Genomic DNA, 26,144 nt, shown 5'->3' with positions numbered 1-26,144 from the left:
CCAGTGCGGCAGAAAGATCAAAAAAAGATCAATTCAATACACGATATCCGCGACCGCGCAGACAATTCCTGACGATGCGACCTTCTTCGCTATAGGAACTACCCACTCCGGAAACGCCGCCCAGCAGTGCACCGGCACCGGCTCCGGCCGCAGCCGCACTACTGGAGTCGCCGACGATTGCACCCAGCGCGCCGCCCAGCAGCGCGCCACCGGCAGCGCGGGTTACCCCGCGGCGACCGGCATCGGCCCGGGCGTAATAGGCTTTCGAGCGACAGTCCGCCAGGTCGAGCTGGTACTGGCGCATATTGACGCCATAAGTATCGATTACCACGCCACCGGCCCCCGGAACCTGCTCCTGGGTGACACAGCCGGCAGCCAGAATGGCGCTGAGCCCTACGACAGAGAGAAATGCAGACTTCATCGCGTTACCTCGGTTGAAGAGTTGACGCCTGCCACCGTGCGCACGGTTTATCCCGCGCGGCGCGGCCAGCGCAAACATGTCGCCTCTTTCCACTTAGGTTTAGCTGCAAGTCGAAGTGTGCGCCAGTCGGCGCCGAAAATTTTTTTGACCGGGAGGTACCAGTTATTTCCCCGCAAGCGAAAATCCCCCTGGGGACGGGGCGTGCAGGGCATGGGGCTGGACATGGAAAGAAAAGCCAGCCGCCTGGTCCTGGCTATCCAAGATAGCCAGGCCTGGTGTTGCTACTGGCTACTGCTGGCTACCGGTAGAAATAGTCGATACGCAGTTTCTGGCTCTCCCCCTGGTCATCGAGCAGATTCACGATCCCCTCGAATTGCCTGAGCTGGCGCTGTTCCGTCCCGTATACCAGGTAGAGATCGCCGGCGAACATGCGCAACAGTGCCTGCGCCAGGTCTACCCGCAGGCAGAGATTGCCCTGTTCCTCTCCCCGGCAATCCACCTTGCGCGCGCGCAGTTTTACCGCACGACCATGCAGCGGGGAGGCGAAGTTGAATTCCACCGCGTCACCGGCTGACAAGCGGTCCCAGTTATTGCGCACAAACGGGTCAAAGCCGGCATCGATCACATCGAGTTCACCGGCATCAATGACGTCGATCTCCCACCCAGCCGTATCACTCTCCCGGTAGCGCATTTCCCACTGGTCGCCCCGTCGCCGCACGACGCGTTCCTCGCCATGGCGGTAATCCTGCTGCACTACCTCCGGGCGCGGTGCATTGCGCGGCTTTTGGCCGGACGGGGTGATCAGGGTTTTCTCGGCAATACGGTGGCCCCGGGGGTTGTAGTAGAGGACCCGCGTGCGGTTGTCGCGGGTGGGCAGGTAGTACTCACAGTAGGCCAGGTTGTTATTGCGGGGATCCCGCGCCAGGCCCAGGGCCTGCACCTCACCCTGGTAACCACAGTGCGCGGCGGCGTTCAGTGCCACGGCGGCAAGGAGACTAAGCATATTCAACCCCGGTGAAAATCCGTCGGCGCGACAGCCAGGTGGTAAACGGCAGGAACAATGCCCAGATACATACGAGCACAATCACCGGAACGATCACTGGCTGGCTGAATTCCACAGTGCCGTTGAGCCAGGCACCAGTCCAGTAACTGAACGGCCCGAAGATACCCCCCAGCAATGCGGCAAGGATAGCGCTCTTCTGCAGGAAGAACATGCTATAGCGGAGCGCCATGGCAAAATTGACCCACAGCAGCAACAACCAGGCCGGCGGGAACGGTGAACCATCGTCATTGACCAACAAGCCACTGGAGAATACTGCGGTATCGATGCTGAAGCCAAGGAGCCACACCACCGCGATCCACAGCCATTCATTGGCCTTGTCGGCAACGATTCGCAGGTGCACAAACAGGTTGGCTGCGGTGAACGCGATGATAATCCATACGCTATCCACCAGCACACAGAGGGGCCAGGCAATATCGAAAAGGACAGCGTTTACGACAATCCGCCACATAACCCCGCCCCTTTACCGGCCCGTCAGGCTGGCAGCGCCTTGCAACGCGGCTTGGCAAAAACAAACTGTGCGGTGCTGATCACCCGCTCGAGAAATCCGCCCTCGCAATAGCACAGATAGAAATCCCACATACGGATAAAACGGTTGTCAAAGCCCTGGCGTCGCACTTCATCCAGGCGCTCAAAGAACGCATCCCGCCAGGCGGCCAGGGTTCGGGCATAGTGGAAGGTGATGTCTTCCAGGCCCACAATCTGCATATCGGTGTTGTCTGCAATATGGTCGGCTACTACCTGGTTGGACGGCAGGCAGCCGCCGGGAAAAATATACCGCTGGATAAAGTCCACCTGCTTGCGGTAGCGATCATAGCGCTGGTCCTGGATGGTGATGGCCTGCATCACCATCAGGCCATCTTCCTTCAACAGCCGGCTACAGCGGGAAAAGAAGTCCTTGTAGTACTCGTGCCCCACAGCCTCGATCATCTCGATAGACACCAGCTTGTCGTATTCGCCATCCAGGTCGCGATAGTCTTTCAGCAGCAGTGTCACACGGTCCTGCAGTCCCTCGCGCTCCACCCAGGCCCGGGCGTGCTCATATTGCTCCCGGGAAATCGTGGTCGTGGTCACCTGGCAACCATAATGCCTGGCAGCGTATACCGCCATTCCGCCCCAGCCAGTGCCGATCTCGAGCAGGTGGTCGTGTTCATTGAGATCGAGCTTCTGGCAGATACGCTCCAGCTTGTTCAGGGAGGCGTCCTCAAGGCTGGCACTCGCTGAAGGGAATACGGCCGATGAGTACAGCATGGTGGGGTCGAGAAACAGCTTGAAAAAGTCATTGCCCAGGTCGTAATGGGCGGAGATGTTTTTGCGCGAACCGGAGCGGGTATTGGCATTGAAACGATGCAGGATACGCAATGCGAATTTCTGCAGGAAGCTCCAGCGGGAATCCATATTTTCCAGCAGGGCCATATTGTTGACCATTAACCGGATCACATTGACCAGGCTGGGTGATGTCCAGGCGCCCTGCATATAGGCCTCCCCGGACCCAATGGTGCCGTTGAAGAGCACATGGGTATAAGTTGACTCATCCTGGACGCAGATCCGCGCAGACACCTCAGCCTGCTGTTCCGGCTCGCCGAAGCGATGCACTTCACCGCCCTCTTCCACCACCAGGTGGCCATGCTTTATTCCCGCCAGTTTTCCCAGCACCAGGCGCCGGGCAAGCTGGGTAATCCAGGTCGACTGACTCGAGTCTTCGACTCGACTGGCCTGGCCTGCTTCAACAGTCTTCATTCGTGTTCTTCTCCTGCATCGGCCCGAACGCTGCGATTCGGATGGGTAAACAACGGCACGCGCTTGAGCCACAACCTCAATGCCTGCCAGTAGATGGCAGTAATGACTTTTACGGTCATCAGGGGGTATCGGATTAGCGCAAGATTCAACGAACGCGGGGAGATTTCCTCGCGTTTCAGGCTGAGGGTGGCGTCGAAGACAGCTTTACCGTCCTGCAGGTTCTGCAGGAATATGGACAGGCGATCCGCGGGAGTGATACTGCGCCAGCGGTATGCCTGCCGCATCGGCATAAAGGGGGAAACGTGAAATGCCTTGTCGAAACTGCTTCTCTGCACTCTCGATATTCTTTCCGGTGTTTCGTCCGATGCCGCGTCGCGACAGTCCAGCACATAACTGTGACGCTCGTTCCACGGCGTGTTATGCACATCGAGCATTACCCAGCGAACGTCGCGGCCATCCCGATCGAAACAGTAATAGGTACTGATCGGGTTCATGTTATATCCAAAATAGCGCCAGTTGGCCAATACCCGCACCGGGCCATCCGGCCGCTCGCCGCACGCCTCCTCTACGCGCCGGCGTACAGCCTCACCGACACCCAGTGCCGGATCCCCGAAGAAATCCTCCCGCCGGAAGCTTGCCGGGGCCCAGCGGCTGCGGGACCACAGTGGGCTCATGGCAAGCACCTGGTCCAGCTCCCCCAGGTCCAGGTACATCATGAACACCCGGTAGCGAAATCGGTGCTCCCGTGGCGCGAAACGGCGGTGCTGGACCCAACCGCTGTAAATGGCGCTCTCCATCAGAGCGTCACCCCGAATGCCTGGGCCACACGCAGCGCGCTGTTCACGCCATCCTCGTGAAAGCCGTTATGCCAGTAGGCACCGCAGAACCAGGTATAGTTCTGGCCATTGACCGCCTCCCATTGCTTTTGCGCCTGCATGCCCGCCACGGAAAACTGTGGGTGAGCGTATTCGAAGCGCCGGATAACCTTGTCCGGATCGATCATATCGTCCGCATTCAGCGTCACACAATAGGTCTGCTCCGAGTCCAGTCGCTGCAGGATATTCATGTTGTAGGTCAGTACCGGCAAACGGTCACTGTCACCCTGCAGGCGATAATTCCAGCTGGCCCAGCTGCGGCGACGCTCCGGTAGCAGCCGGGTATCGGTATGCAGTACCACCGAATTGGCCGCGTAGGGAATGGCTCCCAGCAGTTCCCGCTCCGCAGTTGTCGGCGCGTCCAGGCAGGCCAGCGCCTGGTCGGAGTGGCAGGCCAGCACTACCGCATCAAAATCCAACGCCTCGCCAGCCCCTGTCCGCAGGGTGACACCGTCGGAGCCGCGTATCACGCTGGTCACCGGCGTGGAGAGCCGGATGCGGCCGGCAAAGTCTTTCACCATCGGGCCGATATATTCCCGCGAACCGCCCTTGATCACCCGCCACTGGGGCCGGTTGAAGATATTCAGCAGTCCGTGGTTGAAAAAGAAACGCACAAAAAAATTCACCGAGAAGTCCAGCATCTGCGACATGCTGGCTGACCAGATGGCCGAGCCCATTGGCACCAGGTAGCGATTGGTGAATTCTTCAGAGTATCCGTTATCCCTCAGGTACTGGCCCAGGGAGAGTGCATCATCGAGCTTGCCGCTACGCCAGTCGCGAACTGCCGCGCGATTGAACCGCACGATATCCCGCAGCATGCGCCAATGCCCAGGGCTGAGCAGGTTGCGCCGCTGGGCGAACAGGCTGTCCAGGTTGTTTCCTGCGTACTCGAACGACTCACGATCGGAGCAGACACTGAAGCCCATGTCCGTGGGCTGGGAATCCACACCCAGCTGTTGCATCAGCTTGATAAAGTTGGGATATGTCCAGTCATTGAACACAATGAAGCCGGTGTCGATTGCCAGCCGGCGATCCCCCTCCTCCACATCCACAGTGGCGGTGTGCCCTCCCAGCCGATCGGCCGCCTCGAACAGGGTGATATCGTGTTTCTTGTTTAACAGGTAGGCCGCAGTCAGGCCGGAAATGCCGCTACCGACAATCGCAATGCGCATCCAGGTTTCCTTATTCTTCGAATAACCACCACAGCTGTTCCCGCTGTGCTGGCCTCACTTCCAATACTGTTGCAGTTGCACGTGCCGGCTATCGACCCGCGCCGGCCTGCTGGCGACGGAACCGATCCATCTTCCGCCGCTTCGCCCGTTTACTGCCGGGCCGACAGGGACTGTATCCGCGTCATCCGGGGTGCGGAAAAGCGAAACCACAGCCAGCGGAAAAACCCGAAAAAGCGCAGCGGCCAGCTGAGCCGCCGGGGAAAATCAATCGTGCTTTTCCCCTGCAACAGCCCCTTCTCGATACAGGCGGCCGCCTCCTCCGGCGTCATCAGGAATGGCATATCAAAATCATTGCGCTCGGTGAGCGGCGTATCGATAAAGCCCGGCCGGATGTGCACCACCTTCAGGCAGGTACGGGACACGTCCGCCCGTAAGGCATCCAGGAAGTACCCCAGTGCCGCCTTGGAAGCACCGTAGGCCTCAGCACGGGGAAAACCAACCACCGACGAAAGACTCCCGACCCCGGCAAATACCGGCGCCTTGCTCTGCGACAGCAGCGGTAGGGCCTGGCGCAGGGTGTTAATAGCCCCAAAGAAGTTGGCATCAAACACCCGCCGGTAACTGGCGCTGTCCAGTTTCAGGCCGTCGTCGTACTCACAGGTACCGGCACAGGCCACCACCATATCCAGGTGGTCGGTAAGTTCAGCCAGCTCCCGGCCAGCACGGTCCATGCCCGCGTCATCACTGACATCACAGGGCAGCACGCGAATACGTGTGGGTGCCACCTTCTGCACATCCAGCAATGATTCCCTGCCCCGACTGCTGATAATGACGAAGTTGTTGTGCTCTGCCAGGCGCCGGGCCAGGGCTTCCCCTATCCCGGAACTGGCGCCGGTAATCCAGATGGTTTTGCCTTCGATTGCGCTCAAGAAAATCCCTCCTGTCCTGTGGGCATCAGTCCGCCGTCCTGGCCATACGGCCCTTGATGCCGCGCACCAGGGCGCCCATCAACGGCACATGCTCATAGACCATGGCGCCAACATCGTAAAAGTCCTCGTGGTAATGAATACGCTCAGCGAACCGGAGCAGACTGCAACCGCGCAGCTCAAGCGGCCGGCCCCCTTTCAGGGATCGATGGGCGTAGTGCATTACCCACGGCAGGCAGGCACTGCCACTTCCCTCGACCGCCTCGCCGAACTCGAACCGGCAGCTCTCCAGGCCCCGGCTCATCCCTTCGAAGTAGGCTCCCAGGGCGTCCAGGCCCTCAACCCGGTGAATCGGGTCGCAGAAAATGACGGATGGGTCATAGATACGACCCAGGCGGTCGGTATCCGCCTGGAGAAAGTCCCGGTAAAACGACTGCAACTCCCCAATCAGGCCACTCATGCTGTCACCCTGTTAAGATTTGCGGAATATTACGCCGATGGCCACTTATCGGATCATCCCCGAACTGATAGCCCATTTACATGGAAATTCCCATATAGATGGTGATCCACCTGCCGCTCGACCACGTAACCCGAGGTCGACAAACGTGGAAAGACCGATAAGATGGCTTTAGCAACACGGACAGACCCAAACGGAAACACTTTGCAGCAGACCCAGAGTCGCGATGATGACTGGAGCAAATTGCTCGTACTGGTGGGCTCCCGCCAGGACCGGGCGGCCTTCGAGCGCCTGTTCCACCATTACGCCCCCCTGATCAAGGGCTTTCATTACAGCCGCAGCGCCCAGGCGTTCTCCGCCGAGGCGGCGGATGAGCTGGTACAGGAAGTCATGTTCCGGGTCTGGCGCAAGGCTGCCAGCTTCGATCCCACCAGGGCCTCGGCCAATACCTGGATCTACACCATCATGCGTAACTGCCGCATCGACATGCTGCGGCGGAACAGCCGGCGCCAGGATGCCGACGGTGGTGATGTGGAAGTGGATGATATCTGGGATGACTCCCCTGAGAGCCAGCCGTTGCTGGTGCTGCAGCACAAGCGCAGCCAGCGGGACATCGCGGAGGGCCTGCGCAGCCTGCCGGCCGAACAGAGCCATGTACTGGAGAAGGCCTATATGGAGGGCAAGTCTCACAGTGAAATTTCCAATGAACTGGGACTACCGCTGGGTACGGTCAAGTCCCGTGTAAGACTGGCTTTAAAGAAGCTGGAAGCGATTTTGAGTAAACAGGGTGCATCATGATTCGACACCATCCCGACAACAACCTGCTGGTTGAGTACGCCTCCGGCAGCCTGCCCTGGGCCATGAGCCTGGCAGTGTCAGCGCACCTGCAACTGTGCCCGCAGTGCCGGAGGGAGAGCGAGCGCCTGAACCATATTGGTGGCGGCCTGTTGGATGACTGCGAACCCCAGGAAACCTGCGACGGAGCCCTGGATCGCCTGATGCAGCGCATCGACCACGAGGAGACGGCACCAGCCGAACCGGAACAGTGCGCCGCGCCCGCACCGCCCAGCAGGCGTTCCCGCAGCACCAGGGACGACCGCGACCCGGCCCTGGCACGCCTGCCGCGCGTCATCCGCAAGCTGGTGGGCAGCAACCGCCCGCTGAAGTGGCGCCGTGTGTCACCATCGCTGAAAACATCGCGGCTGGCTGCGGGCCAGGACAGGTACGAGGTTGCGTTCCAGCGCATCTGCAGCGGCGGCAAGGTGGTCGAGCACGACCACCGCGGGCGCGAAGTAACACTGGTGTTGTACGGTAGCTTTTCCGATGCCGACGGTGTTTACACCCCGGGCGATTTCCTCCTGCGGGAGCCCGGCGAGGTGCACCAGCCGATTGCCACCCAGGACCAGGAATGCCTGTGCCTGTCCGTGGTCGAGGCCCCCGTCCATGTGAAAGGTCCACTTGGCTGGCTGGTAAACCCGTTGCTGTCTTTCAGGCCGGCGTAACAGGCCATCCGGTTGTGCTGGAGCAGCAGCCCCCAGACAGCAAAACTGAGCAATAAAAAAGGCAGCCCGTATTGTGCGGGCTGCCTTTTTTTGTGCCTCTGTACAACCCCCGGGTTACGGTGCCTTCTCAGCCTCTGCCGGTGAACGGGTCATCACCGTCGCCCCGCCACGGGGCTGGAAGTCGCCGGAGGTAAACTGCTGCAGCAGTTGCTCCCAGCGATCGTGCACGGCCGCGTGCTTGCGCTCGCGCACATGACCGTAGCCACGCACCAGCTGTGGCAGCGACAGGAGCTCCAGCGCGGCATCGTAGTTGTCCGCGCGCAGTCCCCGCGCCACTGACCTGACTGCCCCCGCCACCTGGCGAGCCCAGCGGCGCTCTTCCCGACGCTCACGGGTATAGCCGAAAATATCGAACACGGTACCCCGCAGTACCCGCCCCCTGGCGAGCAACGGCATCAGCTTGCCCACCCAGGGACCGAATACCATCTTGCGGATACGGCCGGAACTGTCTGGCCGTGCCAGCAGGGGCGGCGCCATATGGAAACGCAGCTTGTAATCACCGGTGAAAGTCTCCCGCAGCTGGCGCTGGAAATCCTCGCCGCTGTACAGCCGGGCCACTTCGTACTCATCCTTGTAGGCCATGGCCTTGAACAGGCTGAGGGCCGCGGCACGGGCCAGGCGCCCTCCACCATGCGGTACCGCCTGCTCGGCGCGGCGCAGCTGCTCCACAGTACGCGCGAAGACCCCGGCGTAGGAGCTGCTCTGGTACTCGGTAAGTTCGCCTTTCAGGCGGGCCAGCATGGCATCGAGGCCCTCTTCCGGCTCCTGGATCCGCACCTGCTGCTCGGGCACCAGCAGTCGATCCACCGCTGCCGGGTCGGCCGCCAGCAGGCGGCCGGCACGAAACGCGCGCAGGTTGTTTTCCACCGCCACGCCGTTCAGTTCGATGGCCCGTTCCAGTGCCGCATCGCTGATGGGCAGCAGGCCCCGCTGGCAGGCGTAACCCATCAGCATCAGGTTACTGGAGACGGTATCGCCGAACAGCGCCTGAGCATAACGGTTGGCATCAAAAGCGAAGTACTCGGCACACAGGGACTCAATACTCTCCTGGGTGGCATCTGCCGGGAATGCCAGCTCGTTGTCCCGCACAAATGCCGCCACCGGCACTTCTGCAGTGTTTACCAGTGCCCGGACCTTGCCGGCAGCCATTTTGGTCCGCTGGGCGGCTGCCGTGACCATGTCGCAGCCCAGGACCAGTTCTGCTGCGCCATCGCGAATGCGCGCGGTGGTAATGTCCTCCGGCCGCGCCGCCACCTTCACGTGCGCCACTACGGCACCGTTCTTCTGCGACAGGCCGGTGAAATACAGGGTGGTGCTGCCCTTCTCTTCCAGGTGTGCCGCCATCCCCAGCAGGGCCGCTACCGTCAGTACGCCACTGCCGCCTATACCGGCGACCAGGATGCTGAGGGGCTTCTCCACCTGCGGTTGCGGGGCCAGCGGCAGGCGCGCGATTTCCGCATCCAGGGATTCCGCCAGCGACTGCACCGGTGGCTTTTTCAGCTCGCCGCCCTCGACACTGACAAAGCTGGGGCAGAACCCGTCGGCGCAGCGCATATCCTTGTTGCAGCTGGACTGGTTCACCTGGCGCTTGCGGCCATAGGCTGTCTCCAGGGGCTCCACCGCAATACAGCTGGACTGCTCACTGCAATCACCACAGCCCTCGCATACCCGGTGGTTGACCAACAGGCGGGTTGCCGGGTCCGGCATCTGCTTTTTCTTGCGCCGGCGACGCTTCTCCGCCGCACACACCTGCTCGTAAATGATGGCGGTAACGCCCGCTACTTCGCGCAGGCGACGCTGGACCGCGTCCAGGTCCGCCCGGGGCACGACCTGCAATGCACCGGGCAACTCACTCCGGTGCTCGCGCCAGTGGTCCTCATGCTCGGTGACCAGCACCACTTCCCCGACACCTTCCGCCAGCAGTTGCGCGGCCAGCGTGGGCGCGGTGACCTCTCCATCAGCCGGTTGGCCGCCGGTCATGGCCACTGCGTCGTTGAGCAGGATCTTGTAGGTGATATTGACCTTGCTGGCCACCGCCTGGCGGATGGCCAGCAGGCCGGAATGGTTATAGGTGCCGTCGCCCATATTCTGGAAAATATGATCGGCGCTGGAGAAGCGGTGCAGGCCCACCCACTGGGCACCCTCGCCGCCCATATGGGAGTAGGTATCCGTGCGCAGCCCCTTGCCCAGCGCCATTATATGGCAGCCGATACCGGCACTGCCCAGGCTACCCTCCGGCAGTTTGGTGGAGGTATTGTGGGGGCAGCCGGCACAGAAAATCGGCTCACGCGCCAGCAGCCCGGTGGCTTTGGCCGGGGTATCGGCGCCCAGCTTCTGCGCCACCGGCAGCAGCTTCGCGGCCAGCTCGGTGTCTCCCAGCCAGCGGGCGATGGCCCTGGCCACCTGGTCCGGGCCAAAGCCCCAGATCGCCGGCAACAGGTCGTTCCCCGCCAGGTCTTTCTTGCCCACCACTCTGGGACGCTCGCCATCGGGCCAGCCGTACATCAGGTTCTTGAGCTGGTCTTCCACCAGCGGGCGCTTTTCCTCCACCACCAGCAGGCGTTCCATGCCGGCGGCGAACTCGCGCATGCCGCGCGGCTCCAGCGGCCAGCTCATGGCCACCTTGTAGATGGAGATACCGGCCCGCTGCAGGTCCGCCTCGGTAAGGTTTAGCAGCTGCAATGCCTCCAGCAGGTCGCCGTGGGCCTTGCCCACAGTGACGATACCAAAGCGCTTGCGCGGCGCCTCAAGGACGGTCTTGTCGAGCCGGTTGGCATAGGCAAACGCCTGCGCTGCCGGCAGTCGCTCCTCCAGCATGCGGCGCTCGTACTCGAGCCGCTCCGCCGGCCAGTTCAGGTGCGGGTCGTAATTGAGGCCGTGGGGAGGAACAGTGAAATCCTCCGGCAGCACAAACCGGGGCAGCTCCGGCACAACCAGGGAGGCGCCACTTTCAACGGTTTCGGTAATGGTCTTGAAGCCTACCCACAGTCCGGAAAAACGCGACAACGCGATACCGGCCAGGCCGAGGGTCAGGTATTCGTCTATGGTTGCCGGGAACAGCAGCGGCATCATCACCGACTCGAAGATCTGGTCGGTGTTGTGGGAGAACATGGAGGATTCCGCCGTGTGGTCGTCGCCGCACAGCGCCAGCACCCCGCCCAGGCGGGAAGTGCCCTGTACATTGGCCTGGCGGAAGACATCGGCGCTGCGATCCACGCCGTGCCCCTTGCCGTACCAGATAGAGAAGACCCCGTCGCGGGTAGCCTGCTGGCGATAGTGATCCAGCAGCTGGGTACCCCAGATGTTGGTGGCGCCCAGGTCTTCATTGATGCCGGGCTCGAAATGAATATCGCGCTTTGCCAGCAATGCCTTGTGGCGCCACAGGGCCTGGTCGTAGCCCCCGAGCGGCGAGCCCCGGTAGCCGGAGATATAGCCGGCGGTATTGTGGCCGGCACTTTCATCCAGCTGCTTCTGCATGATCGGCAGCCGCACCAGTGCGTCGATGCCGGTGAGAAAGACTCGCCCCTCGTCGCGGGTAAACGCGGCCTTGAGGGAATACTCGCGATCGAAGCCCAGCTCCTGGTCGCTCTCTACCATTGCCATGGGTACACCTGCTTATGATTATATCTATGCGGACAAAACTACCACCGCCTCCATAAGCAGGTCATACCAAATTGAGCGGGAATACGGCATAATACAGCCACAAGTCACCAAAGACTGCCGACTACCTGCAACAATTCATCAAATCAGGGCTCCCTGCGGACACATACGACGGCAGGATAATCAACCGGGAGCGCCGCCCTAAGAGAGAAGCTGCAACGCTATGGCCTACGTTCTGGACGCCATCGACAAGAAGATCCTGGAGATACTGCAGGAAGACGCCACCATCCCCAATATCGAACTGGCGGAAAAGGTGTGCCTGTCCCCCTCCCCCTGTTCCCGCCGGGTCAAGAACCTGCATGAACAGGGCTTTATCAAGCGAGCCGTCACCCTGTTGGAGCCCCAGATGGTGGGACTTCCTGTCAGCGTATTTATCCAGGTGACGCTCAACCACCAGGTCAAGAAGGAGCTACAGGATTTCGAGTCGGTAATTGAGCAGTGGCCGGAAGTCATGGAGTGTTACCTGATGACCGGCGATTTCGACTACCTGCTGAGGGTGGTGGTACCCAACCTGCAGGCTTACCAGGAGTTCCTCGACAAGAAACTGACTGAATTGCCGGGTATCGACCATATCAAGAGCAGCTTCTCCCTCAAGCAGGTCCGTTACCGCACAGAGCTGCCGCTGGAACAGCTGCTGGAGCAGGAATAACAACCCCGCCCGGCCATCCCCCACCGGGGTGGCCGGATTACGCCCCCGCCGGCCTGGCCGCCCCAGGCTCAGCGACGGAAAAGGTTCAGCAACAGGCTCAATACCACGCTGATCACAATCATCGAGGTGATGGGAATAAAGACCCGGCTGCGCCCCGACTCGAGACGGATATCACCGGGCAGCCGCCCAAACCAGTTGAACAGCCAGGGAGCGAAATGCATCAGCACCCCGATGGCCAGCAGGACGGCCCCGGCGAGCATAAACCAGCGCGACATAACCCCTCCTTTCCCCATATCCCGAATATCACTGCGGTCTCCCGCCTGCGCCCTGCAATTGCCAAGCAAAAAGACCCATTGCTACTATCGGTCACACCCCGTCACAGGTCAAAAACAAGGCTAACAACCATGCACCTACCCCGCCCCATCACCGCCCTGGTTGCGGCAATAGCACTCACCACAGTTTCCAGCAGCGGTTTCGCTACAACCCTTATTCATAATGTCAGCGGCTACCAGGCCACCGAGGATAAGCTCGAGCGCTTCCAGGCGCTCGCGTTTGACAAGGGCAAGGTACTGGCGACCGGGGATTACCCGGCACTGGCGAAGCAGTATCCCGACGCGGAAAAAATCGACGGCCAGGGAAAGACCCTGCTGCCCGGCCTGATCGATGCGCATGGGCACGTGCTGGGACAGGGGCTGCTGCAGCAGCGGCTGGAGCTTCGTGACCTGGGCTTACAGGAAACCCTGGACGCCATTGAAAAGTTTGCAGGGCAACTGGAACCGGGCGAGTGGCTGGTCGGGCGCGGCTGGAACCAGGTACTGTGGCCCGGCAAGGCCTTCCCCACCCGCGCACAGCTGGATGCGCTGGAGATTGACAACCCCATCTGGCTGCGTCGTATTGACGGCCACGCCGGCTGGGCCAACAGTGCCGCCCTGGAGAAGGCGGGTATCGACAGTGACACCCGGGCGCCCGAGGGTGGCGAAATCCATCGCCTCGATAACGGCGAACCCAGCGGCGTACTGGTGGACAATGCCATGGCCCTGCTGGAGAAAGTGATCCCGGCACCCTCGCTGCAGGACAAAAAAGCCGCTCTCGCCAAGGCCTTCGACCTGTCTCTATCGCTGGGCCTGACTGGCGTCCACGATGCGGGGATCGACCGGGAAACACTGACGGCCTATCGCCAGCTGGCAGAAGAGAAGGCGATCCCCCTGCGCATGTATCCGATGATCTCGGTAGAGAGCGACAACCTGCGCGAACTACTGGCAGCGGGCCATATCGGTAAGCCGCAGGACCGACTGTACGTGCGCAGCATCAAGTTATCAGCGGACGGCGCGCTGGGCAGTCGCGGGGCCGCCCTGATTGAGCCCTACCACGACCGCCCGGGGGAAAGGGGCCTGCTGCTTTACCCCGAGGAAGAAATCCTGTCTCTGCTCAAGCTGGCCACGGACAATGATTTCCAGGTAAACGTGCACGCCATCGGTGACCGCGCCAACCATATCGTGCTCGACCACCTGCAGACACTGCACCAAGAGCACAACCAGAAGCCCTTCCGCCATCGCGTGGAGCACGCCCAGGTACTGAAGGTGGAGGATATTGCCCGGTTTCCGGCATTGAACCTGGTGGCCTCCATGCAGCCGATCCATGCCACCAGCGACAAGAATATGGCCGGCGATCGCCTGGGTGAAGAGCGTCTCGAGGGAGCCTACGCCTGGCAGAAATTCCTGGACCAGGGAACCCGCATTGCCTCCGGCTCCGACTTCCCGGTTGAGCCCGTCAATCCGCTCTACGGTATTCACGCAGCAGTGACCCGCCGGGACCGCCAGGGTATGCCCGCAAAAGGCTGGCGCATGGAGGAGGCAATGAGCCTCGAAGAGGCCCTGCGGTCTTTCACCCTGGATGCGGCATACGCGAGCCACCAGGAGCAGGTTACCGGCTCCCTGGAACCGGGTAAGTTCGCTGATTTTGTTCTGCTGGAACAGGATATATTCCGAATCGACCCGCAGGATATCTGGCAGGTGAAAGTGGCGGAAACCTGGGTGGAAGGCGAGCGTGTTTATCGCCGTGAGCAGTAATCACGAGACACCCATCGACTGTCGGTGGTCACCAGATCGCGGCCACGGAGGGCTCCTACAATAAACCCTGTTACCCCAGGAGTGGCGTAGGAGCGGCCGCTGGCCGCGATTAACTCCGGGCCCAACCCCCTCCAGATCGCGGCCACGGGTCGTTCTTACAACGGGTTATGCCAAAAACAAAAAAGCCGCGGTGCTTTCACACCGCGGCTTTTTTACAGGTTAAATACCTACCGTCAGTCTTTCACTGCGATAGTGGTATTTTCCTTTTCGGACTTATCGCCCGGTACCGGGAAGCCACGATCACGCATCAGTGCGCCAATCTCGGCATCGCGGCCGCGGAAAGCGCGGTAGGCTTCCGCCGGATCGACCGAATTACGCGGTGCAAACAGGTGCTTGACCAGCTTGTCCGCAACTTCCGGGTCGTAGAAACCACCCTCGGCTTCGGCGAAGGCCTCCGCCGCATCCGAAGTCAGTACGTCGGCCCACATGTAGCCATAGTAACCGGCAGAGTAACCCTCACCGGAAAAGATATGGCCAAAGTGCGGCGTGCGGTGACGCATTACCAGTTCATCCGGCATGCCCAGCTCTTCCAGGGTCTCGCGCTCGAACTTGTCCGGGTCGATACCTTCCGGGTCGGCAGTATGGAACTTCATGTCCACCAGGGCCGATGCCAGGTACTCGGTAGTGGCGAAGCCCTGGTTGAACTTGGAAGCCTTCTTGATCTTGGCAACCAGCTCCTCAGGAATCGGCTCTCCAGTCTTGTAATGCACCAGGTAGTTGTCGATCACCTCGTCGGTGGACAACCAGCGCTCCAGCAGCTGTGACTGGAACTCAGTGTAGTCACGCACACCGCCGTTCAGGGTCGGGTAGGTGACGTCAGAGGCCAGGAAGTGCAGTGCATGGCCGAACTCATGGAAGAAGGTGGAGGCATCGTCCCAGCTCACCAGCACCGGCTCGCCCGGGGCACCCTTGATGAAGTTGGAGTTGTTGGAAGACAGTACATTGGTCTTTCCATCAAAGGTGGTGTGGTCGCGGTACATGGTCGCCCAGGCGCCGGAACGCTTGCCGGCGCGGGCAAACGGATCCAGGTACCACAGGCCGATATGCTCGCCGGAAGTCTTGTCGGTGACTTCCCAGACTTTTACGTCCTCGTGGAAGACCGGCACGCTGCCCTCTTTTACCGGGCTGAACTCGAAGTTGAACAGCTCACCGGCAACGAAGAACATCGCTTCACGCAGCTTGTCCAGCTGCAGGTACTGTTTCACCTCGTCAGAGTTCAGGTCGTACTTGGCCTTGCGTACTTTCTCGGCGTAATAACGGTAATCCCATGGCTTGATGGTGATATCCGCACCTTCCTCGTCTGCCAGGGCCTGCATATCAGCCACTTCTTCCTCAACACGGGCCACTGCGGCAGGCCATACAGCCTCCATCAGCTCCATGGCGCGCTCGGGGGTCTTGGCCATGCGGTCCTGCAGACGCCACTGGGCGTAATTCTCGAAGCCCAGCAGTTCCACGCGTTCATCGCGAAGCTTCAGGATCTCGGCAATAATTGCGTTATTGTCGTGTTCACCACCGTTGTCGCCGCGGCTGTAGTAGTTGCGCCAGACCTTCTCGCGCAGCTCGCGGTTATCGGAATAGGTCAGGAACGGATCCATGGAAGAGCGCGTATTGGTGATGGCGTAGTTGCCCTTCTGGCCCTTCTCTTCCGCCAGCGCCGCGGCTGCATTCACGAATGATTCCGGCAGGCCGGCCAGCTGGTCGCTGCGCAGGAACAGGGTGTAACCCTCCTCGTCCGCCAGCACATTGTTGGCAAACTTGGTGTGCAGCTCGGCCAGGCGCTTGTTGATCTCGGCATAGCGCTCCTTGGCCTCGCCCTCCAGGGTCCCACCGTTGTTGGCGAACTGGTTGTAGATCAGCTCGACCACACGCTTTTGCTCGCCATCCAGGTCGGAGTCATTGCGGGCGTCATAGACGGCCTTGACCCGCTGGAAGAGCGCGTCGTTCTGGATAATCTTGGACTGGAAAGAGGCCAGCTTGGGTGCCAGCTCGCCCTGAACCTCGCGGAATTCCGGAGAGGACATGTTGGCGGCCCAGATACCGTAGTAGGAGAACAGGCGATCCAGCTCGGCACCGCTGCGCTCCAGCTCGGCAATGGTGTTGGCGAAGGTAGCCGGCTCGGGATTGGCGGCAATGGCATCGATCTCGCGCAGGTTTTCAGCCATGGCGAACTCCATTGCCGGCTTCAGGTCCTCGACGCGCATCTTATCGAATGCCGGTACACCGCCGTAAGGGCCGGTCCACTCGGCCAGCAGTGGATTGCTTTCGACCACGGAGCTTTTGGCATCAGCGGCAGCGCTCGCCTGGGCCTGGGCGTTTCCGTCGACAGACGCGGCCTGTTGGGCCTCCTTGCTACAGCCCGCGGCAGCGGCGATGGCTGCGGCTACGGAAAGCGCGATCAGTGATTGGCGCATCGGCTAAATCCTCTCTCTTGTTAGAATACCGTCACATGTAAACCCCCGAGTTTAACCGTATTTTTGCGCCAACCGCCATTCACGGGTGCCCAGCCGCCTCCCCCACGGGGTAAAACGACAGTTTTTCAGGATGATCCCCCCACAGCTGGCAAACAATTGCGCAGGAGGGTTGTTTTGGATCTATTTGTGCTATTTGATAACGACTTAACAAGTGGTTATTAACCAAAACAGGGAGTAAAAGTCACCCGGCCCGCCGGCCTGGGCCGGGCGCCACAAGACAACTTTTCCAGAGTGAAGACCGCGGTGCTGGCACCAAGCATTGACCCAATCCGGGGTACCGGTCCGCATAATCAGGTTACGCCACGCCCGGACTCCAGGTGCAGCCTGCTGCCCGGGGCTCAGGTCCCGCTTTTCAGCCCGCTGAAGAACTCCAGGTACTGGCCGACAACCACTGCCCGGCTGAATCTACTCCAGTAGTGGGACCGGCCCGCTTCCGACAGCTGCCTGCGCCCGGCCTCATCTGATACCAGGCCGGCAATGGCGTCGGCCAGCGGCCCCGGTTGATCCACCGGCGTGACAACGCCGGTGACTCCCGACTCGATCAACTCACCCGGTCCCTGGGAGTCCGTCGCAACCACCGGGCAGCCGTGGGCCCAGGCTTCCATGATCACGGAACCCAGTCCCTCGTGGCGCGAAGGGCAAATGAACATATCAGCGGTACGCATCAGGGCGGTCACGTCTTCGCGCCAGCCCAGGAAACGGACACGCTCATCCAGGCCCAGCTCCCGGCACATTGCCTTCAGGGATTCCTCTTCCGGACCGGTGCCGGCGAGCCAGAGGATGGCATCGGGCACCTTTTCAAGTGCCTGCAGCAGGGTGTCAAAGCCCTTGTTGGTATGCAGGCGCCCAGCGGCGAGCAGTAACGGACGGTCAGTAGGCGTATCGAAGCTGTCGCGAGGCAGGGGCTCGACCTCTGCCTCATCGGCAAAATTGGGAATAAGGAACACACGCTCGGCCGGCATCCCCCCGCGGACCAGGTGATCACAAATCCCCCGGGAAATACCCAGCCAGTAGTCGGAGTGCCGGTAATATTTGAGGTTGTAGTAATGCCCGAGGCGACTGACCAGCGTGTAATCCCCCTTCGGCGTCAGCTTGCTGGCACGGCTCATCCAGGTGAGCACGATATCCGGCCGGAAGGCACGCAGGGCGCGCCTGAACCGAAAGCGGTCAATCTGGTGGAGCGGGCCACCAAAGCGGAACCCCTCCGCAGTCACACCACCATTTCTCAATGACCGCAGGCGATGATCATGCCCCCGGATAAAAGCTTTCTGGGTAATAGCACCCGTCTGCTGGAGGCCAGTCGCCAGGCGGGCAAAAAAGTTCTCAGCTCCACCTTGCTGCGCCCCTGCCAGGGCCTGGGCGATGCGTAATGATTCCGTGTTAGCTGCCATGGTGATATCCATATCATGGGGAAGACAAACCGTCGTGCATCAGGAGCCCGTGGTACCCGGGGAAACTGGCCTGGTGCCGCTGGCCGAGCAATGTCTCGATGCGTCCATGCATGACGGCAATTTTCTTTTTAATCTTGTTCCGCTGAAACACTCGCGGGAATATGCTCATGGGAAGCAGCCCCGCGCTACCCAGCCCATCTATGACTACCAGCCGCTCTATGCAGCCCTGTATGTCACGCTGGACGACAATATTGTGCAAAAGGAGATGCCTTGAGGGGACCAGGTTGCCCTCCCAGAAACGGCTCAACTCCTCTACTGCCGTGCGGCACTCATCCGTAAACGCCTCGTCCCAGATCACCTTCTTGAGGGTCTGGGAAATAGCCCCGCTGCCATCCCTGATCAACTCCGACACCAATCCCCGTCCCATGTCGGTATCGACAAACCCGAAACAGCGACTGACGTGATGGAAGACGAGATCACCGTATCGCTTCTGGAGCGAAGCCATCACCCTCCACTCTTCACGGTTGTCATCGAATGCGGAAAGTGGCTTCAGGTTCTTGGGAAAGCCTTTCTTGCGGCGCCGGTCTGCCAGCGTGAAATCCGGGCGCCGCACCTTGATACAGAGCGAGTCGTCATCCGGGTGCACAAAACAGAGTCGATTGCCTCCCCGGGCGAAAGGCTTTTCTGGAGCAAGCAGGATCGTCATGAGTGGGCCCCGCCCTGCAAGACGTCACGGGCCCAAACATAATCGTGGGAGAACGGGCGGGCCAGGGATGCCTCGACAATATATTGGGCGTACAGGCGGGAATTCATCTCTGCATGGAAGAAATCCCGCGCCCGGGCAGCCCAGCTGCGACGCTTTGCATCGTCGTTGTGGAACTCGCGGACCTTGTGCAGCAGATCGTCCTGATCGTCAAAATACACAATGGATTCCGCAGGTAACAACTCATCAAAGCGTGGGCTACTGTGGGAAAACTGGAGAATGCCGTTACCGGCCAATTGTGCCATACGGGCGGAGGAGTACCAGTAATGCCCTTCCTGTCGATTCAGGTTCAGGCCCATACGGGTGTTGGCCAGCGCCCGATCATAGTCGCGCCCCCATACAGGCGGCTCCCCGAAACTGCCATAAGTCCTGAAATTCAGCTCGCCCTGCAGGGAGTCGCGGAGCCATTTCACCAGCTCCAGGCGCCTGGTGAGGTTGGTGCTGTTACTGCAGAAAAGAAGGTCGGTTTCCAGGTCAGTCCGGGCGGCATTGTTCATACCTTCCTGGGCCGGGTCCACTGGGTTGGGCATGTGGTAGATCCTCGCCCCGAGCCCTTCAAACCGGGTCAGCTCCGGGCGGCCGGTAGACACAAATACGGCGTCGGCAACGCGGGCGCGATGCTTGATACGCTCCACATTGCTGGGGACAAACAGCGGATCGTTGTTGCAGTGGGCGATGGCCACGGAGGGATTGCGCTTGCGAATCTCTGCCAGCGTTTCGTTGCTGATGATGTCGCAGTGCCCGGCGATCACCAGGTCCGGGTCGACCGCCTCCACGGTTTCCAGGAGCTTACGGTTCGCCCTGCCCCGGCCCAGGTCGCGAATTCCCAGAGGGGCCTCGAAGGCGGCGACGTCGCGATCACTGAAGGTGTGGACGAAATGATCGTTCTTGATCAGCCCGTTGGTCAGCTTCTGGGCCCAGCTGACCCGGGTCTTGCCATATCGGCGAAGCTGTTGGTACGCGATGTGGAGTACGCGCATAAACCGTGGTCCCTGTACGGTGGAAAACGCAGTCCTGACATCTGATTTAACCGGATTTTTTCGCCAAATGCCACTAAGCGTCTCACTTCACTTGCCTCTGCCCCTGGTGACACCCGCCCTCTGGCGGCTAAATCCACGTAAAGGTAAACAGGAATACCGGCGCTGATTGATAACGACTTATTGCATGGATAATAAAAAAGGGATGCCTCACCAGCGCGGCCAGGAATAACAATTTCAACCGGCGCTGGCGAAGTTACTGCGCATAACCCGGTGCCCGGGGCGGGCACCGGCAGGAATCAGGTTCAGGCGGGCTGGACGCGCCGGTCCTCCACCAGGGTGCCGGACTGCAGCATCTCCTCTTCGTGGTCAGTTTCGCGCCAGGGCTCGCGCAGCGCCTCGGCCTCCCATTCGCCCATGGCGGGGAGAGTGAGCAGGTGGCGGGCATAGGCTGCGGCGGCATCGGGCAATGACAGGCCGAACCCCTTGACCCGGAATGCAACAGGGGCGAAGAAGGCATCGACCGCCGTAAACCGGTCCCCAGCCAGGAAGGGCCCACCAAAGCGCTGCAGCCCCTCTTCCCAGAGCTCTGCAATACGGCCCAGGTCTTTCTGCAGCCCGGCACTCAGGGTATCGAGCGAGACAGTGACACCACAGTTCATCGGGCACTGCTCACGCAGGGCGGCAAAGCCGGAATGCATCTCGGCGGTGGCGCAACGGGCCCACGCCCGGGCCACGGCATTTTCGGGCCAGACCTGCGGGTACTGTTCGGCGATGTATTCCACAATCGCCAGCGAGTCCCATACGGTGACCTCCCCATCTTCCAGGCAGGGCACCAGGCCATTGGGGGCAAAGTGGCGAAACTTCTCCCAGCTGCCGCCCTCATCGAAAGGCACCAGCTGCTCATCAAAGGGAATGTCCAGCTGGCGCAAAAGGACCCAGGGCCGCAGCGACCACGACGAGTAGTTCTTGTTACCGATAAAAAGCCTGTACATACGCCCTCCCCCTCTGGTTTCAGTTGTAAGGATTCAGGAAGCCCGCCCGCTGCGCAGCCAGTCGGAAACACGGAAGGCCAGCTCCAGCACCTGGTCGGCGTTCAGGCGCGGATCGCACTGTGTTTCATAGCAAGTAGCCAGGTCATCCTCGGATATTTTCCAGGCACCCCCAGTACATTCGGTGACATGCTGGCCGGTCATCTCCAGGTGGATACCACCGGGATGACTGCCCTCGGCGCGATGTACGGCGAAGAAGTCGCGGATCTCACGCAGGATTTTGTCGAAATCCCGGGTCTTGTAACCACTGCTGGCCTTCACGGTGTTGCCGTGCATGGGATCGGTACTCCAGACCACTTTGTGCCCTTCGCGCTGCACTGCCTGTACCAGGGCCGGTAGCTTTTCACCCAGGGTATCGGCCCCCATACGAGTAATCAGGGTCAGGCGCCCGGCCTCATTGGCGGGATTGAGACGGTCGATCAGGCGCAGCAGCTCATCCGGCTGCATGCCCGGCCCCACCTTGACGCCGATAGGGTTCCAGACGCCCGACAGGAATTCCACGTGGGCACCGTCCAGCTGGCGGGTACGTTCGCCGATCCAAAGCATATGCGCCGAGCAGTCATACCATTTGCCGGTCAGGCTGTCGGTGCGGGTCAGCGCCTGCTCGTACTCCAGCAACAGGGCCTCGTGGGAGGTGTACAACACGGTCTCCCGGATCGCCGGGGTATTCTCCGAGGTCACGCCACAGACAGCCATAAACTCCAGGGCATCCTGCAGGCGCTCGGCTAGCTGGGCGTAGTTTTCCCGCTGGGGATTGTTCTCAAGGAAACTCAGGTTCCAGCCGTGCACCTGGTGCAGGTCTGCCAGCCCACCCTGGGCGAAGGCACGCAGCAGGTTGAGGGTTGCCGCCGACTGGTTATAGGCCGTGAGCATGCGCTGCGGATCGGGCCGCCGCGCGGTCTCGGTGAAGTCGATGCCGTTGATGATATCGCCGCGGTAGCTGGGCAGCTCAACGCCGCCCACCACCTCGGTATCCGATGAGCGCGGTTTGGCATACTGCCCCGCCATACGCGCCACCTTTACTACCGGCATGTTGCCGGCGAAGGTCAGCACCACAGCCATCTGCAACAACACCTTGAAGGTGTCGCGGATACGGTTGGCATTGAAGTCGGCAAAGGACTCGGCGCAGTCACCACCCTGCAGCAGGAACGCCTTGCCCTCGGCCACCTGGGCCAGCTGGCGACGCAGCTCCCGCGCTTCTTCGGCAAATACCAGCGGCGGGTATGCGGACAGCTGGCCGGTTACCTCGCCGAGCTCAGCGGCAGATTGGTAGGAGGGTTGCTGGTGGGCGGTAAAGTTGCGCCAGCTCTCGGGATTCCATTCTTTACCTGCTGACTGTGACACTTTCGACTTTACCTCCACTTCCATTGCCAACCTCTTCCAAATACGGCTTTCAGACTCTGTTGCAGCCCCGGGCCCGCCAGCGCCGCAGCAGTCCACCGGGCCGTACCCTGATGACACGGCCCGACAGCGGATATTACAACACGCTGGCGACCGCTTTGCAGAAGTATTCCATGTTGGACTGGCTCAGGCCGGCAATACTCATGCGGCTGGAATCCACCATGTAAATGGAATACTCCTTTTGCAGCCTTGCCACCTGCTCCGGGTTAATTCCCAGGAAGGAGAACATGCCCTTCTGTTCGCGGATAAAGCTGAAGTCACCCGCGGCACCGGCTGCGGCCAGGCTCTCGACTACGCCCGCACGCAGGCCGTTAATGCGCTCGCGCATCTCGGTCAGTTCCGCCTCCCAGTTGGCGCGCAGGCTGGCATCGGTGAGGATCGACTCCACGATCGCGGCACCGTGCGACGGCGGCATCGAGTAGTTGCCACGCACTGCACTCAGCATCTGGGTCTGGCCGGTATCAGCGGCCGCACTGTCATTGTAAATCACCATGGCCAGGCCGACGCGCTCCCGGTACAGCCCGAAGTTCTTGGAACAGGATGCCGCCACCAGCAGCTCCGGTACCGATTCTGCCATCAGGCGCAGGCCCCAGGCATCGTCGTCCAGGCCATCGCCAAAGCCCTGGTAGGCCATATCGATAAACGGGGTGAAACCCTGCTTCTGCGCCATCTCCACCAGCACCTGCCACTGCTCACGGCTCAGGTCGGCGCCACAGGGGTTGTGGCAGCATGCGTGCAGCAGCACCACGTCACCCTCCCCTACATCCTTCAGTGTTTCCACCATGGCATCGAACTGCAGGCTACCGCTGCTGCGATCGTAATAGGGGTAGCTCTTGATCTGCAGCCCGGCATTGCCCAGCAGCGGCACGTGGTTGGCCCAGGTGGGGTCACTCACCCAGACGGTCGCACCGGGCTTTGCGCGATCGACCAGCTCTGCCAGCACCCGCAGGGCACCGCAGCCACCGGGAGTCTGGGCAGAGCGCACACGGTTGGCAACCAGCGCCGGGTGGTTGGCACCAAGGACCAGCTCCTGCATGGCGGCATTGAATCCCGGGGTACCCGCCGGGCCGATATAGGCTTTTGTCTCCTCAGACTGCAGCAGGCGTGTCTCCGCCTCCTTCACAGCCTGCAGGATGGCAGTGTGGCCCGCCTCATCCTTGTACACGCCGACGCCCAGGTCGATCTTGTCCGGGTTCTCGTCGGCGCGGTAACTGGCCAGCAGGCCCAGGATAGGGTCCGGCGGCAGGCTGCTCAGGTGTTCAAACATGCGGGTACTCCTCGGGTACTTAATGTCTCGGATACAGGCACCCCGGAAGCCCAGCTGTCCGGGGGCGTGGTAGGTACAGGTTCAGTCGATCAGGCCGCGCTCGGCCCAGGCCTGGGCGCGGTCCATCAGCTTGTCGATAATGCTTTCCAGCTGGGCCCGCTCATCGGGAGAGAGCGAGGACATCAGGTCGTCCTCGTACTGCTGGGCCAGCGGAACAATGCGCTCATAGACATCCCGCCCCAGCTCGGACAGGTTCAGCACCTGCCGGCGGCGATCGGCGGGATCCTCGCTGCGGGTGATGTAATCGTTGCGCATCAGGACCGATACCGCGCGACTGATGGCAACCTTGTCCATGGCGGTCTGCTCCACCAGTTCCGCGGCAGAGAGGTCCGGGAAACGGCCCAGTATAGCCATGACGCGCCAGGCCGGGATGGTCAGGTCAAAGCGGCTGCCATAAGCCTGGGCAATGGCATTACTCACGCGGTTGGAGAGCACCGACAGGCGATACGGCAGGAACCTCTCCAGGTGCAGGTCGTCACGCACCGGTTTTTCCGCCTCGGTCTTCTCGATTGTCATACGGCTTTTCCACCTGCAGTTGCCATGGATGTTACAAATGTAACTAAAATTGGTTTCAATTGTAACCGCTTTGGCCGGAATCAGGTAGCGGCACCAGCGCCGGCTACCGCCAGCTCAATGGGCGCCAACACCCCCTGCCCCTCGCCAAATCGGCACTGTTGTGCTGCAAAAATCGCGCAGCATTATAAATCCATGTCATTTTTATTGGGTATCGTGTGACCGCACACAGGGATTTCGTGCCACCGCCCATCAAACATTGCAGACCCGGACAGACATGGAGGTCCCGGCAATGGCCTGTGAATATCCGCACAACCCACTCGGCACCGATGGCTTCGAATTTGTAGGGCATGCCGCTCCTGACCTGGAGCCGCTGCGCACACTTTTCAGCCAGCTCGGGTTCACCCGCGAATCCCTGCATCGCAACCGCGATATCACCCTGCACCGCCAGGGTGACGCCAACTTTATCATTAATGCAGAACCCGGATCATTTGCCGGGGCTCTGTCCACCGCGGCAACATGGACCAGTGGGCGGGCTTTTAAGCGAGCATCTTCAATTTCCGGGAAATCCCCTATTTCGATATCGAAGGCAAAATGACCGGGCTCTCCAGCCGGGCGATGACCAGTCACTGGGGCAGGATCCGCATTCCCATCTATGAATCGGCCGATGAAAAATCACCGGCCGAGGAATTCCTGCGGGAGCACCGGGCGAGGGAAATTTCCAGGCCCTGCTCGAACCCATCGAGCTCGACCAGATTCGCCGCGGCGTGCTGGAGCCGGAAAGATACCCGGGGGATTCGCACGATGCCCGCGTTGGGCCCGTCCTTCCCGACACTGGCACCCTGCGGCGACAGATGTTGAAATAGCCTCGACAAATCTGCCCCGGCCCGGCGGGTGGGGATGCAAAGAAAAAGGTATCTTATGGAATTACACGGTTACTTTCGTTCGTCTGCCAGCTATCGCGTGCGTATTGGCCTCAACCTCAAGGGCCTACCGTACGATTACCACCCGGTGAACCTGCTGAAAAGTGAACAAGGCGAAGAGGAATACCGGAAACTGAACCCCCAGGGCCTGGTCCCGGCACTGGTGGATGGTGACACGGTACTCACCCAGTCACTGGCAATCCTGGAGTGGCTCGAGGAGACGCACCCGGAACCTCCACTGCTGCCCTCGGACCCGGTGCAGCGCGCCCATATACGCGCGCTCTGCCATACCAGTGCCAGCGATATCCAGCCACTGCACAACCTGCGCGTGCTGCGCTACCTGCAGGGACAGTACGGTCTGTCGGATGAACAGAAAACCGGCTGGATCCGCCACTGGATTCACGAGGGATTCAGCGCCCTGGAACAGCAGCTCAAGCCTGCGCCCTTCGCCGCTGGCGAGACACCGGGGATGTTCGAGTGCTGCCTGTTGCCACAGGTGTACAGCGCCGAAAGGTTCGGGCTGGATATTGCCGAGTACCCGGCCATCCACCGGATTACGCTGGCGTGTAACGAGATCCCCGCCTTTATCGAGGCCCGCCCGGAGAACCAGCCGGACAGCACCCTCTGACGCCCCGGACTTTTCCCTGATCGGCCGGCACCCCGGAAGCGCGCCAC

Annotated in this window: 24 protein-coding genes; 6 read left to right on the top strand and 18 right to left on the bottom strand. The window is 60.9% G+C overall.

The window, feature by feature from the left end; translation table 11 throughout:
* Window positions 1–28: 28 nt before the first annotated feature.
* The 8 genes from LVD10_RS00315 to LVD10_RS00280 form a co-directional block, all read right to left on the bottom strand.
* On the bottom strand, window positions 29–421 hold the full coding sequence (locus LVD10_RS00315) for a glycine zipper family protein (RefSeq protein ID WP_232942116.1): 393 nt from the start codon (window positions 419–421) through the stop codon (window positions 29–31).
* Window positions 422–719: 298 nt separating this feature from the next.
* On the bottom strand, window positions 720–1,424 hold the full coding sequence (locus LVD10_RS00310; protein ID WP_237061292.1) for a hypothetical protein: 705 nt from the start codon (window positions 1,422–1,424) through the stop codon (window positions 720–722).
* On the bottom strand, window positions 1,417–1,932 hold the full coding sequence (locus LVD10_RS00305) for a DUF2878 domain-containing protein (protein WP_232942112.1): 516 nt from the start codon (window positions 1,930–1,932) through the stop codon (window positions 1,417–1,419). The genes LVD10_RS00310 and LVD10_RS00305 overlap by 8 nt, the downstream gene beginning before the upstream one ends.
* 23 nt (window positions 1,933–1,955) lie before the next feature.
* Entirely contained in the window at window positions 1,956–3,221 is a 1,266-nt protein-coding gene (locus LVD10_RS00300) for an SAM-dependent methyltransferase (RefSeq protein WP_237061291.1), read from the bottom strand.
* On the bottom strand, window positions 3,218–4,018 hold the full coding sequence (locus LVD10_RS00295; RefSeq protein ID WP_237061289.1) for a DUF1365 domain-containing protein: 801 nt from the start codon (window positions 4,016–4,018) through the stop codon (window positions 3,218–3,220). The genes LVD10_RS00300 and LVD10_RS00295 overlap by 4 nt, the downstream gene beginning before the upstream one ends.
* The gene (locus LVD10_RS00290) at window positions 4,018–5,268 is read right to left on the bottom strand and encodes an NAD(P)/FAD-dependent oxidoreductase (protein ID WP_237061286.1); all 1,251 of its coding nucleotides are present in this window, start codon (window positions 5,266–5,268) and stop codon (window positions 4,018–4,020) included. The genes LVD10_RS00295 and LVD10_RS00290 overlap by 1 nt, the downstream gene beginning before the upstream one ends.
* A gap of 149 nt (window positions 5,269–5,417) precedes the next feature.
* Window positions 5,418–6,197: an SDR family NAD(P)-dependent oxidoreductase gene (locus tag LVD10_RS00285; RefSeq protein WP_232942104.1), complete on the bottom strand. Its 780-nt coding sequence runs from the start codon at window positions 6,195–6,197 to the stop codon at window positions 5,418–5,420.
* A 25-nt stretch (window positions 6,198–6,222) separates the two neighbouring features.
* The gene (locus LVD10_RS00280; RefSeq protein WP_232942102.1) at window positions 6,223–6,654 is read right to left on the bottom strand and encodes a nuclear transport factor 2 family protein; all 432 of its coding nucleotides are present in this window, start codon (window positions 6,652–6,654) and stop codon (window positions 6,223–6,225) included.
* Between the two features lie 201 nt (window positions 6,655–6,855).
* Between LVD10_RS00280 and LVD10_RS00275 the strand changes: the two genes are divergently transcribed.
* Both LVD10_RS00275 and LVD10_RS00270 read left to right on the top strand, forming a co-directional pair.
* Window positions 6,856–7,449, top strand: a complete 594-nt coding sequence (locus LVD10_RS00275) for a sigma-70 family RNA polymerase sigma factor (RefSeq protein WP_237061285.1) — start codon at window positions 6,856–6,858, stop codon at window positions 7,447–7,449.
* Complete coding sequence (locus LVD10_RS00270) at window positions 7,446–8,153, top strand: ChrR family anti-sigma-E factor (RefSeq protein WP_232942098.1); 708 nt, start codon at window positions 7,446–7,448, stop codon at window positions 8,151–8,153. Before LVD10_RS00275 ends, LVD10_RS00270 begins: the two co-directional genes overlap by 4 nt.
* A gap of 114 nt (window positions 8,154–8,267) precedes the next feature.
* Here LVD10_RS00270 and LVD10_RS00265 read toward each other — a convergent pair whose 3' ends face one another.
* Window positions 8,268–11,816: an indolepyruvate ferredoxin oxidoreductase family protein gene (locus tag LVD10_RS00265; protein ID WP_237061277.1), complete on the bottom strand. Its 3,549-nt coding sequence runs from the start codon at window positions 11,814–11,816 to the stop codon at window positions 8,268–8,270.
* Window positions 11,817–12,036: 220 nt separating this feature from the next.
* On the opposite strand from LVD10_RS00265, the gene LVD10_RS00260 reads away from it, so the two are divergent.
* A complete protein-coding gene (locus LVD10_RS00260; RefSeq protein WP_232942094.1) occupies window positions 12,037–12,522 on the top strand; it encodes an Lrp/AsnC family transcriptional regulator in 486 nt (161 codons plus the stop codon).
* Window positions 12,523–12,590: 68 nt separating this feature from the next.
* Here LVD10_RS00260 and LVD10_RS00255 read toward each other — a convergent pair whose 3' ends face one another.
* The gene (locus LVD10_RS00255) at window positions 12,591–12,797 is read right to left on the bottom strand and encodes a DUF2905 domain-containing protein (RefSeq protein WP_232942092.1); all 207 of its coding nucleotides are present in this window, start codon (window positions 12,795–12,797) and stop codon (window positions 12,591–12,593) included.
* Window positions 12,798–12,926: 129 nt separating this feature from the next.
* On the opposite strand from LVD10_RS00255, the gene LVD10_RS00250 reads away from it, so the two are divergent.
* A complete protein-coding gene (locus LVD10_RS00250) occupies window positions 12,927–14,591 on the top strand; it encodes an amidohydrolase (protein WP_232942090.1) in 1,665 nt (554 codons plus the stop codon).
* 233 nt (window positions 14,592–14,824) lie between these two features.
* On the opposite strand, the gene LVD10_RS00245 is transcribed toward LVD10_RS00250, so the two are convergent.
* From LVD10_RS00245 to LVD10_RS00210, 8 genes are all read right to left on the bottom strand, one after another.
* Window positions 14,825–17,062 carry a M3 family metallopeptidase gene (locus tag LVD10_RS00245; RefSeq protein WP_237061269.1) on the bottom strand — a complete coding sequence of 746 codons (2,238 nt, stop codon included), beginning with the start codon at window positions 17,060–17,062 and terminating at the stop codon, window positions 14,825–14,827.
* Between the two features lie 398 nt (window positions 17,063–17,460).
* Window positions 17,461–18,513, bottom strand: a complete 1,053-nt coding sequence (locus LVD10_RS00240; RefSeq protein ID WP_232942086.1) for a glycosyltransferase — start codon at window positions 18,511–18,513, stop codon at window positions 17,461–17,463.
* 13 nt (window positions 18,514–18,526) lie between these two features.
* Window positions 18,527–19,219 (bottom strand): YrbL family protein, encoded by a 693-nt coding sequence (locus LVD10_RS00235; RefSeq protein ID WP_232942084.1) that lies wholly within the window; start codon window positions 19,217–19,219, stop codon window positions 18,527–18,529.
* The gene (locus LVD10_RS00230; protein WP_232942082.1) at window positions 19,216–20,256 is read right to left on the bottom strand and encodes a glycosyltransferase family protein; all 1,041 of its coding nucleotides are present in this window, start codon (window positions 20,254–20,256) and stop codon (window positions 19,216–19,218) included. The genes LVD10_RS00235 and LVD10_RS00230 overlap by 4 nt, the downstream gene beginning before the upstream one ends.
* Window positions 20,257–20,558: 302 nt before the next feature.
* Window positions 20,559–21,248: a glutathione S-transferase family protein gene (locus LVD10_RS00225; protein ID WP_232942080.1), complete on the bottom strand. Its 690-nt coding sequence runs from the start codon at window positions 21,246–21,248 to the stop codon at window positions 20,559–20,561.
* 33 nt (window positions 21,249–21,281) lie between these two features.
* Window positions 21,282–22,673, bottom strand: a complete 1,392-nt coding sequence (locus LVD10_RS00220) for a class II 3-deoxy-7-phosphoheptulonate synthase (protein ID WP_232942078.1) — start codon at window positions 22,671–22,673, stop codon at window positions 21,282–21,284.
* Between the two features lie 109 nt (window positions 22,674–22,782).
* Window positions 22,783–23,973, bottom strand: a complete 1,191-nt coding sequence (locus LVD10_RS00215; protein WP_232942076.1) for an amino acid aminotransferase — start codon at window positions 23,971–23,973, stop codon at window positions 22,783–22,785.
* 81 nt (window positions 23,974–24,054) lie between these two features.
* Window positions 24,055–24,549 (bottom strand): MarR family winged helix-turn-helix transcriptional regulator, encoded by a 495-nt coding sequence (locus LVD10_RS00210; protein WP_232942074.1) that lies wholly within the window; start codon window positions 24,547–24,549, stop codon window positions 24,055–24,057.
* Between the two features lie 160 nt (window positions 24,550–24,709).
* Here LVD10_RS00210 and LVD10_RS00205 point away from each other — a divergent pair, with 160 nt between their 5' ends.
* Both LVD10_RS00205 and maiA read left to right on the top strand, forming a co-directional pair.
* Window positions 24,710–25,144, top strand: a complete 435-nt coding sequence (locus tag LVD10_RS00205) for a VOC family protein (RefSeq protein ID WP_232942072.1) — start codon at window positions 24,710–24,712, stop codon at window positions 25,142–25,144.
* A gap of 323 nt (window positions 25,145–25,467) precedes the next feature.
* Window positions 25,468–26,097, top strand: coding sequence for a maleylacetoacetate isomerase (maiA, locus tag LVD10_RS00200; RefSeq protein WP_232942070.1), 630 nt, complete (start codon window positions 25,468–25,470; stop codon window positions 26,095–26,097).
* Window positions 26,098–26,144: the final 47 nt, after the last annotated feature.

Origin of the sequence: Microbulbifer zhoushanensis (assembly GCF_021729055.1) — a bacterium.
Classification (GTDB): Bacteria; Pseudomonadota; Gammaproteobacteria; order Pseudomonadales; family Cellvibrionaceae; genus Microbulbifer; species Microbulbifer zhoushanensis.
The sequence above is the reverse complement of the archived record's forward strand: the minus strand, read 5'-3'. Positions and strand labels throughout refer to the sequence as shown.